The sequence below is a fragment of the Sphingobium sp. R-21 genome, from assembly GCF_049913335.1.
In the GTDB taxonomy this organism is placed as follows: Bacteria; Pseudomonadota; Alphaproteobacteria; order Sphingomonadales; family Sphingomonadaceae; genus Sphingobium.
In genome coordinates this window covers 788,418-806,338 of record NZ_CP184375.1, presented here as the reverse complement: position 1 = coordinate 806,338, position 17,921 = coordinate 788,418, and the positions used below count along the sequence as shown (strand labels likewise).

At 55.6% G+C, this 17,921-nt stretch carries 1 protein-coding gene; it reads right to left on the bottom strand.

Going from position 1 to position 17,921, the window contains the following annotated elements; genetic code table 11:
• Positions 1-183: 183 nt before the first annotated feature.
• On the bottom strand, positions 184-17,799 hold the full coding sequence (locus ACN9MX_RS18200; RefSeq protein ID WP_426387534.1) for a non-ribosomal peptide synthase/polyketide synthase: 17,616 nt from the start codon (positions 17,797-17,799) through the stop codon (positions 184-186).
• Positions 17,800-17,921: the final 122 nt, after the last annotated feature.

Here is a 17,921-nt window from a genome sequence, read left to right as displayed (position 1 = left end):
CTTGCGGCACCCGACCCACCCTTCGCCTCTCTCAGCCAGCGGCCAACCAGGATCGCGTACAGAAGCATGAGGCCCGTCTAGCCGTCACGACACCTTGACCGATTACAGAAGGTGTCCAACCGATAGACAGCCAATAGCGACCAATCCTCGCATAAAATCGATGGCCAACTCAATAAAATCATCTTACTGAGAATTTCTCTCATCCCAATACATAAGAGCATCTTCCGAATTTAACAGTTCTGCAACTTCTTCGTCGCTCATACTAGAGATCTGCGCACGAATTCGATCTTCTACGTCTGCCCTAGTAAGATCATTGTTCTCTTCACCCTCAAGCATTATTCTATCAATTTTCTCAGCCAATTGAGCAATAGTTGGCGCCTCAAATATGAACCGAAGAGGAACATCTCGCCTAAGATCTTGCGAAAGTATCCCAATAACTCTTGTAGCCATCAAAGAATGCCCACCAAGATCAAAGAAATTTTGATATATTCCGAATCCTCCATGCTTGAATACTTTTTCCCAAGCAACGAAGATCAATTCCTCTATCTCATTTCTAGCTCCGATAATTTCGATTGAGAATCTCTCGACTGAAGGTGGTGGGAATGCTCCACGATTCACCTTGCCGTTTGGAGTCAACGGGAATTCATTAAGGGTTACAAAATCCTGTACGCTCGGAACCATATGCTCAGGTAGCCTATTGAGCAAAAATTCACGCAATCCCCGCGCATCGCCCCGCGGCCGAACCGCTGCCTTTCCGTCAGGAAATAAGCGCTGATAAAATTCATCCCCACGAAACTGACGGCTTATATGTGGGCTATGAGCAATGGCTGACTCATTGCTCCCATCCCCTCGCACAATAGCGCCATCAACTGTAAAATCAGGATTCAAACCATTTGCACTTAAGTGTCGATGAACCTTAGCAATAAAGCGGTCTCCTACCCGTACGGAAATTTTCTCAGGACGGACCGGAATATAAACTGGGAGCCAACTAGACTCGTCTGTCCGTACATCTATAATATTGTCGCCATCGACGTGAAGCTGTAGCCAGGCAACCATTCCAGAAAAGTATCCAGATTGAGTGAACATCAACTCTATATCGTGAGAAGATTCTAAATCACATTCACTTGTAAAGTCGACAATCTCTAATTCGCTTTCAGTAGACATGAACCAGCTCTCAGGCATTTTACTTATACATACCCTGAGATCGAACGATCTCCCCACTTGATCAAATATCTTGCTGACGTAATGAGACCCCACTTCATCAAAAGAGTAATTCATACCCTCAGGCATTGATACTGCAGCTAATTTCGTAACGGATTTTTGCGGAATGAAATTACGCGAATCTTTCAACAAAGGTCTGACACGATTCATTATCGCTGCAGCCCCTTCCGTCCCACCAATATTCCCTACAATTTCAGAGATACAAAAATCGATGGGATCGTTGAACTTGACTTCGGATGCATCTCCATGAATTATGGTAATTCTATCCTGAAGCCCTAGTCGCGCGATTTCTGCCGCTGCGCTATCGTATGATTCTTTCAAAAGTTCAACGCTGTATACGTGCTTAGCGCCCGCCTCGACTGCAAGCCTTGAAAGAATCGCTGTTTTCCCAGGGCCCACCTCAAGAACTATTTTACCTTCCAATACAGACTTGAACGCCTGAAAATATGCATGATTTCGCCGTTCATGGCTCGCCATCGTGTGATAGGCAAGGTCGTCGTAGACATAAAACTCCGCAATCGATGGCCAGATTTCAGGCATGGCTGTTTTGGGGACGACATAGCCGACCAGACGCTTGTCGCCAGGTTCATCTTCCCGCACCATGACCGCGGCCTGCGCCACGGCCGGATGGGACAGCAGCGCCGCCTCGATCTCCGCCGGCTCAATCCGGAAGCCACGGATCTTCACCTGCCGGTCGACCCGGCCCAGAAACTCCAGGCCACCATCCGCGCGCCAGCGCGCCAGGTCTCCTGTCCGATACATCCGTTCGCCCGCACCACCAAACGGACAGGCGACAAAACGCTCCGCCGTCAGCCCGGCCCGGTTCACATAGCCCCGCGCCAATCCTTCACCGGCAATGTACAACTCACCGGCCACCCCAACCGGAACAGGCTCAAACCGACCATCCAGAATATAAACCTGCGTGCTCGCAATCGGACGCCCCAAAGGAACCTTGTCCGCCAGCCCGTCTGCATCGACTTGACCGTTACAAAGGCTGAAGGTCGAACCCTCCGTTGGCCCATAGCAATGCGTGAAGCGTGTCTCCGGCGCCCCCCTCAACAGCCGCTCCACATGCCGTGACGAGAGCGCATCTCCGCCTGCCAGGACATGGCGAAGCTGCGACAACGTCGCCATGTCCTGTTCCACAACCTCATGGAACAGACCAGCGGTCAGGTGTAGTACCGTCACGTCCTGCGCCCGAACCAGTTCCCCGATCTGCGCAATGTCGATCAGCCGCCCGGGATAAAGCACCAGCCTCGCTCCCTTCAGGAGAGATGACCAGATTTCGAAAACGGACGCGTCGAAGGCCAACGGAGCCAGTTGCAGCAACACATCGGCAGAAGACAGTTCCAGGTAATCGGCTCCCCCGACCAGGCGAACCACGCTTTTATGCGTGACCCCCACCCCCTTAGGCTTGCCTGTAGAACCCGAGGTGTAGATCACATAGGCCAGATTGGCAGGCACCGACCCGCTGACCGGCGCTTCCGTCGGTCGCTCCGCGAGACGGGCCGCATCCACATCCAGCAGGACGAGCCCGGCCACATCGGGCAACCGCTCGACCAGGCTCGAGGTCGTCACCAGAACCTGCGCCGCCATGTCCTGGAGCATGAACGAGAGCCGCTCGGAAGGATGATCCGGATCAAGAGGCAAATAGGCCCCGCCCGCCTTCAGGACACCCAGCATCCCCACTATCGCCTCGGGCGACCGTTCCAGGCACAATCCCACCACCACGTCGGGACCAACGCCCAGAGATCGCAGATGATGCGCCAACTGATTGGCGCGAACGTCAAGCTCGCCGTAGCTCAGTTCACGTCCCTCATGAACCACAGCTACCGCCGAACGATCCCGGTCCACCTGGGCCGCGAACATATCGTGCAGGCACAACTCAGGAACACAGGACGCTCCCGCCCCACTCCAATCATCCAATAAACGCCGACGATCCTCCGCCCCCAGCAAATCAAACTCGTCCAGCCGACGATCCGGAAATGCTGCGGCTTGCTCAACCAGATATTGAAAGCGGTCTATGAAGCGCTGTATCGTATCCGCGTCAAACAAGTCGGCAGCATATTCTACCGCACCAGCGAGCCCCGTCGAAGTTTCGCTCAGATACATCGAAAGGTCGAACTTGGACGTTACACGTTCCTGAAGGATGACATCCGACACAAGGCCCGGGAGGATATCAACCTGCGGCGGCGCGTCCTGCAAAACAAACATAACTTGGAACAGAGGCTGCCGCCCTAGATCACGGACAGGTGAGAGTTCCGCCACAAGGCGCTCAAAAGGTAAATCCTGATGCGCATAGGCTCCTAGTGCCACCTCCCTGGCGCGGTGCACCAGATCAATAAAGGTGGGATTACCAGACATATCCAGCCGAAGCGCCAACGTGTTGACAAAAAAGCCTATAAGATTTTCAAGCTTGCGGTGGGTCCGACCGGCAATCACTGATCCCACTACTATGTCGTCCTGCCCGCTCCAACGGGCTAACGATGCGTGGAACGCAGCAAGCAACACCATGTACAGCGTTGCGCCTTGTTGGCGGCCGATCCGAGCAAGCTGTTGCGTTAGTTCACTTGATAAAGTGAAAGATAGCATCCCGCCCTTGAAGCTGGCCGTTGCGGGGCGCGGCCGATCGGTCGGCAAATCCACCCCCCCCGGAATATCCGCGAGTTGGTGGCGCCAATAATCCAATTGCTGGTCGAATTCTCTGCCTTGAAACCGTTCGCGTTGCCAGAGCGTGAAATCCGCATATTGTAGCTCAGGTTCACCAAGCGGCGACAATAGACCTTGGGCGTAGGCGCCATAAAGCGTGCCCAATTCACGCATCTGGATATTTGTAGACCATCCGTCAGAAATGATGTGATGCAGATTCAGCAAAAGAACGTGATCTTCAACTGATAGATGGATGAGCATGGCACGAAATAGAGGACCTTCCGCAAGATCGAATGCCCATTCTCCCTCAGCTTGAACAAGCTTTGCCAGTTCAACTTCACGGTCCGCACAATCCCGATCACTCAGGTCAATTTGCAGCAGGGCTGAGGCATGAGGAGAATCAATGATCTGAACTGGAGAACCAGCTACGCTCCTGAATCTCGTTCTCAAGCTTTCATGGCGGCGCAGCAGTTCCACTATCGCCTGTTTGAGCGCATCGACATTCAGCCGCCCTGATAAGCGCAACGCGAACGCCATATTATAGGCCGAACCCGCCAGCCCCATCTGATCCAGAAACCACAGCCGCTCTTGCGCATAAGAGAGCGGCAAATCCTCAGGTCTCGACTGAATTTTAATTAGCGGCGGCTGATGCCCGGCGAGTTGATCACGCTGCTCCACCAATCGTGAACTCAGATCCCGGACGGTCGGAGCTTCAAACACCATTCGTAACGGGACCTCGGCTTGCATCGCATCACGAAGCAGCGCCACCGCTCGAATGGCGAGGAGTGAATGACCTCCTATGTCAAAAAAGCTGTCATTGACCCCTACACGTTCAAGCCCCAGAACTTGCGCCCAAACTGCCGCGATCATTTCCTCCATGCTGTCGCGCGGCGCGACATAGTCCAGATCCGACTTCCGGCTCGGCACTGGCAATGCCGCACGATCGATCTTGCCATTGGAAGTCAGCGGCAGCGCGTCCATCTGCACGAAGGCTGCCGGCACCATATAATCGGGAAGGCCTGCTTTCAGATGCTCGCGCAAATGTCCAGCCTCAGGCATGGCTGTTTTGGGGACGACATAGCCGACCAGACGCTTGTCGCCAGGTTCATCTTCCCGCACCATGACCGCGGTCTGCGCCACGGCCGGATGGGACAGCAGCGCCGCCTCGATCTCCGCCGGCTCAATCCGGAAGCCACGGATCTTCACCTGCCGGTCGACCCGGCCCAGAAACTCCAGGCCACCATCCGCGCGCCAGCGCGCCAGGTCTCCTGTCCGATACATCCGTTCGCCCGCACCACCAAACGGACAGGCGACAAAACGCTCCGCCGTCAGCCCGGCCCGGTTCACATAGCCCCGCGCCAATCCCTCACCGGCAATGTACAACTCGCCGGCCACTCCAACCGGAACAGGTTCAAACCGACCATCCAGAATGTAAGCCCGGAGGCTCTCAATGGGGGTGCCGATAGGCGTTCCGATCGACCTGACAGCGACATCTCGCTGACGAAGCGCTTTCAAGGTTACATGTACCGTTGTCTCCGTGATCCCATACATGTTGACGAGTTGAGGATCATTGTCCCCACAAAGGTCAAACCAACTATCAACATCAGGGACGTTTAATGCCTCACCCCCAAAGATAATCGTACGCACTCTCATCTTTTCAGCCGCTTCCGTGCGTTGATGAAGAATGCCGCGAAATGCCGCGGGGGTTTGATTGAGAACCGTTATTCCTTCATCGACGAGCAAGCGAAAGAAATTATCCGGCGAACGGCTGGTTTCGTATGAAACCACCACCAATCGGCCTCCATGGAGGAGTGCCCCCCATAATTCCCATACCGCAAAGTCAAACGCATAAGAGTGGAATAAAGCCCATACGTCATTCGAGGTAAAATTGAAGAAGGACTGCGTCGCACCGAACAGTTCAACCACGCTTTTATGCGTGACCCCCACCCCCTTAGGCTTGCCTGTAGAACCCGAGGTGTAGATCACATAGGCCAGATTGGCAGGCACCGACCCGCTGACCGGCGCTTCCGTCGGTCGCTCCGCGAGACGGGCCGCATCCACATCCAGCAGGACGAGCCCGGCCACATCGGGCAACCGCTCGACCAGGCTCGAGGTCGTCACCAGAACCTGCGCCGCCATGTCCTGGAGCATGAACGAGAGCCGCTCGGAAGGATGATCCGGATCAAGAGGCAAATAGGCCCCGCCCGCCTTCAGGACACCCAGCATCCCCACTATCGCCTCGGGCGACCGTTCCAGGCACAATCCCACCACCACGTCGGGACCAACGCCCAGAGATCGCAGATGATGCGCCAACTGATTGGCGCGAACGTCAAGCTCGCCGTAGCTCAGTTCACGTCCCTCATGAACCACAGCTACCGCCGAACGATCCCGGTCCACCTGGGCCGCGAACATATCGTGCAGGCACAACTCAGGAACACAGGACGCTCCCGCCCCACTCCAATCATCCAATAAACGCCGACGATCCTCCGCCCCCAGCAAATCAAACTCGTCCAGCCGACGATCCGGAAATGCTGCGGCTTGCTCAACCAGATATTGAAAGCGGTCTATGAAGCGCTGTATCGTATCCGCGTCAAACAAGTCGGCAGCATATTCTACCGCACCAGCGAGCCCCGTCGAAGTTTCGCTCAGATACATCGAAAGGTCGAACTTGGACGTTACACGTTCCTGAAGGATGACATCCGACACAAGGCCCGGGAGGATATCAACCTGCGGCGGCGCGTCCTGCAAAACAAACATAACTTGGAACAGAGGCTGCCGCCCTAGATCACGGACAGGTGAGAGTTCCGCCACAAGGCGCTCAAAAGGTAAATCCTGATGCGCATAGGCTCCTAGTGCCACCTCCCTGGCGCGGTGCACCAGATCAATAAAGGTGGGATTACCAGACATATCCAGCCGAAGCGCCAACGTGTTGACAAAAAAGCCTATAAGATTTTCAAGCTTGCGGTGGGTCCGACCGGCAATCACTGATCCCACTACTATGTCGTCCTGCCCGCTCCAACGGGCTAACGATGCGTGGAACGCAGCAAGCAACACCATGTACAGCGTTGCGCCTTGTTGGCGGCCGATCCGAGCAAGCTGTTGCGTTAGTTCACTTGATAAAGTGAAAGATAGCATCCCGCCCTTGAAGCTGGCCGTTGCGGGGCGCGGCCGATCGGTCGGCAAATCCACCCCCCCCGGAATATCCGCGAGTTGGTGGCGCCAATAATCCAATTGCTGGTCGAATTCTCTGCCTTGAAACCGTTCGCGTTGCCAGAGCGTGAAATCCGCATATTGTAGCTCAGGTTCACCAAGCGGCGACAATAGACCTTGGGCGTAGGCGCCATAAAGCGTGCCCAATTCACGCATCTGGATATTTGTAGACCATCCGTCAGAAATGATGTGATGCAGATTCAGCAAAAGAACGTGATCTTCAACTGATAGATGGATGAGCATGGCACGAAATAGAGGACCTTCCGCAAGATCGAATGCCCATTCTCCCTCAGCTTGAACAAGCTTTGCCAGTTCAACTTCACGGTCCGCACAATCCCGATCACTCAGGTCAATTTGCAGCAGGGCTGAGGCATGAGGAGAATCAATGATCTGAACTGGAGAACCAGCTACGCTCCTGAATCTCGTTCTCAAGCTTTCATGGCGGCGCAGCAGTTCCACTATCGCCTGTTTGAGCGCATCGACATTCAGCCGCCCTGATAAGCGCAACGCGAACGCCATATTATAGGCCGAACCCGCCAGCCCCATCTGATCCAGAAACCACAGCCGCTCTTGCGCATAAGAGAGCGGCAAATCCTCAGGTCTCGACTGAATTTTAATTAGCGGCGGCTGATGCCCGGCGAGTTGATCACGCTGCTCCACCAATCGTGAACTCAGATCCCGGACGGTCGGAGCTTCAAACACCATTCGTAACGGGACCTCGGCTTGCATCGCATCACGAAGCAGCGCCACCGCTCGAATGGCGAGGAGTGAATGACCTCCTATGTCAAAAAAGCTGTCATTGACCCCTACACGTTCAAGCCCCAGAACTTGCGCCCAAACTGCCGCGATCATTTCCTCCATGCTGTCGCGCGGCGCGACATAGTCCAGATCCGACTTCCGGCTCGGCACTGGCAATGCCGCACGATCGATCTTGCCATTGGAAGTCAGCGGCAGCGCGTCCATCTGCACGAAGGCTGCCGGCACCATATAATCGGGAAGGCCTGCTTTCAGATGCTCGCGCAAATGTCCAGCCTCAGGCATGGCTGTTTTGGGGACGACATAGCCGACCAGACGCTTGTCGCCAGGTTCATCTTCCCGCACCATGACCGCGGTCTGCGCCACGGCCGGATGGGACAGCAGCGCCGCCTCGATCTCCGCCGGCTCAATCCGGAAGCCACGGATCTTCACCTGCCGGTCGACCCGGCCCAGAAACTCCAGGCCACCATCCGCGCGCCAGCGCGCCAGGTCTCCTGTCCGATACATCCGTTCGCCCGCACCACCAAACGGACAGGCGACAAAACGCTCCGCCGTCAGCCCGGCCCGGTTCACATAGCCCCGCGCCAATCCTTCACCGGCAATGTACAACTCACCGGCCACCCCAACCGGAACAGGCTCAAACCGACCATCCAGAATATAAACCTGCGTGCTCGCAATCGGACGCCCCAAAGGAACCTTGTCCGCCAGCCCGTCTGCATCGACTTGACCGTTACAAAGGCTGAAGGTCGAACCCTCCGTTGGCCCATAGCAATGCGTGAAGCGTGTCTCCGGCGCCCCCCTCAACAGCCGCTCCACATGCCGTGACGAGAGCGCATCTCCGCCTGCCAGGACATGGCGAAGCTGCGACAACGTCGCCATGTCCTGTTCCACAACCTCATGGAACAGACCAGCGGTCAGGTGTAGTACCGTCACGTCCTGCGCCCGAACCAGTTCCCCGATCTGCGCAATGTCGATCAGCCGCCCGGGATAAAGCACCAGCCTCGCTCCCTTCAGGAGAGATGACCAGATTTCGAAAACGGACGCGTCGAAGGCCAACGGAGCCAGTTGCAGCAACACATCGGCAGAAGACAGTTCCAGGTAATCGGCTCCCCCGACCAGGCGAACCACGCTTTTATGCGTGACCCCCACCCCCTTAGGCTTGCCTGTAGAACCCGAGGTGTAGATCACATAGGCCAGATTGGCAGGCACCGACCCGCTGACCGGCGCTTCCGTCGGTCGCTCCGCGAGACGGGCCGCATCCACATCCAGCAGGACGAGCCCGGCCACATCGGGCAACCGCTCGACCAGGCTCGAGGTCGTCACCAGAACCTGCGCCGCCATGTCCTGGAGCATGAACGAGAGCCGCTCGGAAGGATGATCCGGATCAAGAGGCAAATAGGCCCCGCCCGCCTTCAGGACACCCAGCATCCCCACTATCGCCTCGGGCGACCGTTCCAGGCACAATCCCACCACCACGTCGGGACCAACGCCCAGAGATCGCAGATGATGCGCCAACTGATTGGCGCGAACGTCAAGCTCGCCGTAGCTCAGTTCACGTCCCTCATGAACCACAGCTACCGCCGAACGATCCCGGTCCACCTGGGCCGCGAACATATCGTGCAGGCACAACTCAGGAACACAGGACGCTCCCGCCCCACTCCAATCATCCAATAAACGCCGACGATCCTCCGCCCCCAGCAAATCAAACTCGTCCAGCCGACGATCCGGAAATGCTGCTATCGCCTCCAGCAATAACCCGAACGAACCGGCCAGGCGGTCAATCGTCGCGACATCGAACAGGTCCGTTGCATATTCAAAGCCTCCCTCAAGCCCTGATGCCGTCTCACGAAGATGCAATGTGATATCGAATAGCGAAGCTTCCTGGATCGTCGCAAAATCGTCAACGACCAGCCCCTCCCAAGCCCCCTCTTGGGCAGGGGTGTTGAACAATGCAAAAGTTGCCTGGAACAGCGGTTGCCGCGAAAGATCCCGCCTGGGCCGCAACTCGGCAACAAGTTGCTCAAACGGCAAGTCCTGGTGCGAGAAGGCTCCTAAAGCTACCCCTCGCGCCTGTAACAACAAATCACGGAAACTTTCTGCGCCCCTGACTTCCACGCGCAAGGTCAGCATGTTCACGAAAAAGCCTATCAGGTCTTCCGTCGCCTGGTGCGTTCGCCCCGCGACAGGCGTCCCGACCACAATATCGGTCTCGCCACTCCAACGCGACAAAAGAAGCTGAAAAGCAGATAGCAGTACCATGAACAGCGTCGCGCCCTCGCTCCGGCCAAGTTCAACCAGCGCTGCGGACAGGTCCGCCGGAACCGTCAATGGATGGTATGCCCCTTCAAAGCTGGCCACCGATGGCCGCGGTCGATCCGTGGGCAAACCAAGTAGTTCTGGCAGTCCGCCAAGTTGCTCCCGCCAGTAAAACAATTGTTCCTCCAGCACCGGACCTGAAAGCCAGCCGCGCTGCCAGGCTGCGTAATCGGCATACTGCACTTCCAGCTCGGCATAGGGAGAAGGACGACCAGCGACAAACGCACTATAGATTTCGCTTAGTTCGCGCGTCAGCACTCCAAGCGACCAGCCATCTGCCACTATGTGATGCATCGTTGTCAAAAGAACATGATCCTGCGGCCCCAATCGCAACAGCTTGGCGCGGATAAGAGAATCGCAGACGAGATCGAACGGAAGGGCCGCCTCCTCCTGCGCCAGTTGGCGGGCTCGCGCCTCTGTGTCGGCACATCCTTCGATATCCACAACGGGAAGAACAAAAGGCGCTGGCGGCTGCACTAACTGCACCGGCTGCCCGTTCCGCGACACAAAACGCACGCGTAAGCTCTCATGCCGGCGTACGACCTCGTCCAAACTGCGCTGGAGAGCGGATTGATCGAGCATGCCTGTCATCCGAAGACTGATCGGAATGTTATAAGCAGCCCCGACCAGACCCAACTGGTCGAGAAACCACAGCCGCTCCTGGGCGTGGGACAAAGCCATTATCTCCGCTCGGGGCTGTTGCACCAACGGCGGCACTCGCATCTGGCCATCGACATTGCCCTGGGCTTCCAGGCGACTGGCCAAACCCCTCAGGACAGGGGCTTCAAAAACAGCCCTCAAAGGCAGCTCAATCCCGAGCCGCTCTCGAATCGCGGCAACAAGCCTGACCACCAGAAGCGAATGTCCTCCCAAATCGAAGAAATTATCATCAGCCCCCACAACATCGATCCGGAGAATTTCTGACCAAATCAAGGCGATATCTCGTTCCATCGGGGTATTCGGCGCGACATAGGCTTGATCGATCAGCCGTCCTTGGGGCGCTGGCAATGCCGCACGATCGATCTTGCCATTGGAAGTCAGCGGCAGCGCGTCAAGAACAATGAGATTGGATGGAAGCATGTAGGTGGGCAGCGTACCTTTTAGGCGCGTCTGCAGATCACTGCTAAAATCTTGCTGGCTTTCAGCAAAGGGTTTATTGGTAAGATTAAGATGAATTAAATTCAACTCCGAAAACTCGGGATTTTTCTGGATATTGTTTGCATAATAAATATTATTTTCTTCTACACTATGGAATATTACATCAAATTCACTGTTTTTAGAATTTTTTGTCCAAACTAATTTGGTCACTCGCCCAATTTTTTTTCCTAATTTAATAAAATCAGATGGGTTTATACCCAGTAATTTGTAGTCCTTTAAGCGATTCCTGAGATACTTTACTGTTTCTTTTCCGGACATTGCCGAAATCATGTCATGAATATAAATATCCTTGCACAAATTTTTATTGTACACGCACTCTATTCTGACAACGCTATCTTCATTTCGTAATATATCTTCTATCAAATTTAAATCAAATTCATCATTCCACTTGAATATTTTTTCTTTATATTTTCTATTTTCATAAACGATCTCAACATCATATCGGAATTTGTTTAATTCATTTTCGTAAACGCCGCATTTCAAAAGGGCGTTGACCGTATAGCCATTATCAATGTGATCGGCCTGCTCTTGAAAGAACATTGGATGAACTAGTAGCTCTCTCTCATGAAAAATCGCGTGAGCAATCCGGCCTCGCAGCGTCGAGATGGTCATCTCATCAGGAGCCCGTGCGAACTGAACTGAAGTATGAAATATGTCAAGCAGTCCATAATGCCTGATATCACCGACGAATATCGATCCAAATAATCCAACGATCTTTCTGGCTTCGTTCAATGAATTAATCAAATATTCAACATCAGGGAAATATTGTATAACAGAATTCAAAATGGCTAGATCGAATGAAATATCAGAAACTTGAGAAACATTACGAGCCTCTGATCTTATCAAGTCAATATGGCGTAAATCTAATCGAGAATCCTTCCATTTCGACAATCGCTCCAAAGCGCTTCGAGAGATATCACATCCCACATAACGATCAGATGATGGGGCGAGGTGCTGCATGATAAGCCCCGAACCACAACCAATCTCGATAATATTCGAAGCAGAAAATGCCTTTAGACGTTCGATGGTATCGCCCAACCACTCTTCCATATGGCGACCAGATATTGGCTTATCATCATAACTGCTCGTCCAACCGACGAACGAAGGCTCATAGGCATCCTCACTGTCGTAAGTATCGGTAAACACAGCCTCCCACTGAGCTACCACCTCAGAAGAATTCATTTTCACTATCGAATTTTGTTGCGAGCTAGCCGCTTTAGGGACGACATAGCCGACCAGACGCTTGTCGCCAGGTTCATCTTCCCGCACCATGACCGCGGCCTGCGCCACGGCCGGATGGGACAGCAGCGCCGCCTCGATCTCCGCCGGCTCAATCCGGAAGCCACGGATCTTCACCTGCCGGTCGACCCGGCCCAGAAACTCCAGGCCGCCATCCGCGCGCCAGCGCGCCAGGTCTCCTGTCCGATACATCCGTTCGCCCGCACCACCAAACGGACAGGCGACAAAACGCTCCGCCGTCAGCCCGGCCCGGTTCACATAGCCCCGCGCCAATCCCTCACCGGCAATGTACAACTCGCCGGCCACTCCAACCGGAACAGGTTCAAACCGACCATCCAGAATGTAAGCCCGGAGGCTCTCAATGGGGGTGCCGATAGGCGTTCCGATCGACCTGACAGCGACATCTCGCTGACGAAGCGCTTTCAAGGTTACATGTACCGTTGTCTCCGTGATCCCATACATGTTGACGAGTTGAGGATCATTGTCCCCACAAAGGTCAAACCAACTATCAACATCAGGGACGTTTAATGCCTCACCCCCAAAGATAATCGTACGCACTCTCATCTTTTCAGCCGCTTCCGTGCGTTGATGAAGAATGCCGCGAAATGCCGCGGGGGTTTGATTGAGAACCGTTATTCCTTCATCGACGAGCAAGCGAAAGAAATTATCCGGCGAACGGCTGGTTTCGTATGAAACCACCACCAATCGGCCTCCATGGAGGAGTGCCCCCCATAATTCCCATACCGCAAAGTCAAACGCATAAGAGTGGAATAAAGCCCATACGTCATTCGAGGTAAAATTGAAGAAGGACTGCGTCGCACCGAACAGTTCAACCACGCTTTTATGCGTGACCCCCACCCCCTTAGGCTTGCCTGTAGAACCCGAGGTGTAGATCACATAGGCCAGATTGGCAGGCACCGACCCGCTGACCGGCGCTTCCGTCGGTCGCTCCGCGAGACGGGCCGCATCCACATCCAGCAGGACGAGCCCGGCCACATCGGGCAACCGCTCGACCAGGCTCGAGGTCGTCACCAGAACCTGCGCCGCCATGTCCTGGAGCATGAACGAGAGCCGCTCGGAAGGATGATCCGGATCAAGAGGCAAATAGGCCCCGCCCGCCTTCAGGACACCCAGCATCCCCACTATCGCCTCGGGCGACCGTTCCAGGCACAATCCCACCACCACGTCGGGACCAACGCCCAGAGATCGCAGATGATGCGCCAACTGATTGGCGCGAACGTCAAGCTCGCCGTAGCTCAGTTCACGTCCCTCATGAACCACAGCTACCGCCGAACGATCCCGGTCCACCTGGGCCGCGAACATATCGTGCAGGCACAACTCAGGAACACAGGACGCTCCCGCCCCGCTCCAATCATCCAATAAACGCCGACGATCCTCCGCCCCCAGCAAATCAAACTCGTCCAGCCGACGATCCGGAAATGCTGCTATCGCCTCCAGCAATAACCCGAACGAACCGGCCAGGCGGTCAATCGTCGCGACATCGAACAGGTCCGTTGCATATTCAAAGCCTCCCTCAAGCCCTGATGCCGTCTCACGAAGATGCAATGTGATATCGAATATTGCCGTCCGGCGAGCGGTTATGGTGTCATCAACGACCAGCCCCTCCCAAGCCCCCTCTTGGGCAGGGGTGTTGAACAATGCAAAAGCCGCTTGGAACAGCGGTTGCCGCGAAAGATCCCGCCTGGGCCGCAACTCGGCAACAAGTTGCTCAAACGGCAAGTCCTGGTGCGAGAAGGCTCCTAAAGCTACCCCTCGCGCCTGTAACAACAAATCACGGAAACTTTCTGCGCCCCTGACTTCCACGCGCAAGGTCAGCATGTTCACGAAAAAGCCTATCAGGTCTTCCGTCGCCTGGTGCGTTCGCCCCGCGACAGGCGTCCCGACCACAATATCGGTCTCGCCACTCCAACGCGACAAAAGAAGCTGAAAAGCAGATAGCAGTACCATGAACAGCGTCGCGCCCTCGCTCCGGCCAAGTTCAACCAGCGCTGCGGACAGGTCCGCCGGAACCGTCAATGGATGGTATGCCCCTTCAAAGCTGGCCACCGATGGCCGCGGTCGATCCGTGGGCAAACCAAGTAGTTCTGGCAGTCCGCCAAGTTGCTCCCGCCAGTAAAACAATTGTTCCTCCAGCACCGGACCTGAAAGCCAGCCGCGCTGCCAGGCTGCGTAATCGGCATACTGCACTTCCAGCTCGGCATAGGGAGAAGGACGACCAGCGACAAACGCACTATAGATTTCGCTTAGTTCGCGCGTCAGCACTCCAAGCGACCAGCCATCTGCCACTATGTGATGCATCGTTGTCAAAAGAACATGATCCTGCGGCCCCAATCGCAACAGCTTGGCGCGGATAAGAGAATCGCAGACGAGATCGAACGGAAGGGCCGCCTCCTCCTGCGCCAGTTGGCGGGCTCGCGCCTCTGTGTCGGCACATCCTTCGATATCCACAACGGGAAGAACAAAAGGCGCTGGCGGCTGCACTAACTGCACCGGCTGCCCGTTCCGCGACACAAAACGCACGCGTAAGCTCTCATGCCGGCGTACGACCTCGTCCAAACTGCGCTGGAGAGCGGATTGATCGAGCATGCCTGTCATCCGAAGACTGATCGGAATGTTATAAGCAGCCCCGACCAGACCCAACTGGTCGAGAAACCACAGCCGCTCCTGGGCGTGGGACAAAGCCATTATCTCCGCTCGGGGCTGTTGCACCAACGGCGGCACTCGCATCTGGCCATCGACATTGCCCTGGGCTTCCAGGCGACTGGCCAAACCCCTCAGGACAGGGGCTTCAAAAACAGCCCTCAAAGGCAGCTCAATCCCGAGCCGCTCTCTCAAGCTTACGAGGAACCGCATCGCCAGAAGCGAATGTCCTCCCAAATCGAAGAAATTATCATCAGCCCCCACAACATCGATCCGGAGAATTTCTGACCAAATCAAGGCGATATCTCGTTCCATCGGGGTATTCGGCGCGACATAGGCTTGATCGATCAGCCGTCCTTGGGGCACTGGCAATGCCGCACGATCGATCTTGCCATTGGAAGTCAGCGGCAGCGCGTCCATCTGCACGAAGGCTGCCGGCACCATATAATCGGGAAGGCCTGCTTTCAGATGCTCGCGCAAATGTCCAGCCTCAGGCATGGCTGTTTTGGGGACGACATAGCCGACCAGACGCTTGTCGCCAGGTTCATCTTCCCGCACCATGACCGCGGTCTGCGCCACGGCCGGATGGGACAGCAGCGCCGCCTCGATCTCCGCCGGCTCAATCCGGAAGCCACGGATCTTCACCTGCCGGTCGACCCGGCCCAGAAACTCCAGGCCACCATCCGCGCGCCAGCGCGCCAGGTCTCCTGTCCGATACATCCGTTCGCCCGCACCACCAAACGGACAGGCGACAAAACGCTCCGCCGTCAGCCCGGCCCGGTTCACATAGCCCCGCGCCAATCCTTCACCGGCAATGTACAACTCACCGGCCACCCCAACCGGAACAGGCTCAAACCGACCATCCAGAATATAAACCTGCGTGCTCGCAATCGGACGCCCCAAAGGAACCTTGTCCGCCAGCCCGTCTGCATCGACTTGACCGTTACAAAGGCTGAAGGTCGAACCCTCCGTTGGCCCATAGCAATGCGTGAAGCGTGTCTCCGGCGCCCCCCTCAACAGCCGCTCCACATGCCGTGACGAGAGCGCATCTCCGCCTGCCAGGACATGGCGAAGCTGCGACAACGTCGCCATGTCCTGTTCCACAACCTCATGGAACAGACCAGCGGTCAGGTGTAGTACCGTCACGTCCTGCGCCCGAACCAGTTCCCCGATCTGCGCAATGTCGATCAGCCGCCCGGGATAAAGCACCAGCCTCGCTCCCTTCAGGAGAGATGACCAGATTTCGAAAACGGACGCGTCGAAGGCCAACGGAGCCAGTTGCAGCAACACATCGGCAGAAGACAGTTCCAGGTAATCGGCTCCCCCGACCAGGCGAACCACGCTTTTATGCGTGACCCCCACCCCCTTAGGCTTGCCTGTAGAACCCGAGGTGTAGATCACATAGGCCAGATTGGCAGGCACCGACCCGCTGACCGGCGCTTCCGTCGGTCGCTCCGCGAGACGGGCCGCATCCACATCCAGCAGGACGAGCCCGGCCACATCGGGCAACCGCTCGACCAGGCTCGAGGTCGTCACCAGAACCTGCGCCGCCATGTCCTGGAGCATGAACGAGAGCCGCTCGGAAGGATGATCCGGATCAAGAGGCAAATAGGCCCCGCCCGCCTTCAGGACACCCAGCATCCCCACTATCGCCTCGGGCGACCGTTCCAGGCACAATCCCACCACCACGTCGGGACCAACGCCCAGAGATCGCAGATGATGCGCCAACTGATTGGCGCGAACGTCAAGCTCGCCGTAGCTCAGTTCACGTCCCTCATGAACCACAGCTACCGCCGAACGATCCCGGTCCACCTGGGCCGCGAACATATCGTGCAGGCACAACTCAGGAACACAGGACGCTCCCGCCCCACTCCAATCATCCAATAAACGCCGACGATCCTCCGCCCCCAGCAGCGATACCGAAGAGACAGAAGATTCCGCATCCTCAGGCGGTTCAAGCATGACACGTTGGAGATATGAAACCCAGAGCTCAACAAGCTCGGTATCGAATAACTCAGATGAATATCCTAGTCGCGCTTGACGGCCGTCGTAGCTCACCCAAAGGGTAAGCCCATTGTCGATCAGCGACCGCAACTCCAACGACACATCTTGCGTTTCCCAAACAGCGCCAAAATCTACCCTCGGAAGGACCACGAACCCTAAGGCATACTCGGGTTTCAGTGGAGCCCCTCCTCCCGCAGATACTGCCCTGTCGACCTCGAGCCAATCGATCTGTGTAGCAATATTCGACCAAGAAAAGTCAACTTCTTCCAGCAAACGGATCAGAGGCTGGTCTTCCCGAATCCTTACAGTCAACCAAAAAATTTCTGAGTTTGGAGAAGGATCTGGATCAAAAAGAATTGATCCGCTCACGCATGCATAATTCAAATCATCGCAATCCATAACCCTATGAAGGACTATCGACCATAATGAAATTAAAACAGATACCGATTCAAAATTTTGCAAATCAAATTCTGGAAAATCGACATCTATAAATTCCAATATTCGACGAACTCCATGGGAAATCGTGGGCAACGAGTGATTTATCAGATCAGATTCTTCAAAATGAAATTCAGATTCACTCGCCACTTCGCACCTCATAATCTAAATACTGCGATGATAGCTTTCACATTCACTCTCGGTCCTATCGACGCCTGCACCAGACCAAGTCCCAAGCATGCCTTCAGCGAAACAAAACGCCACCTGCTACT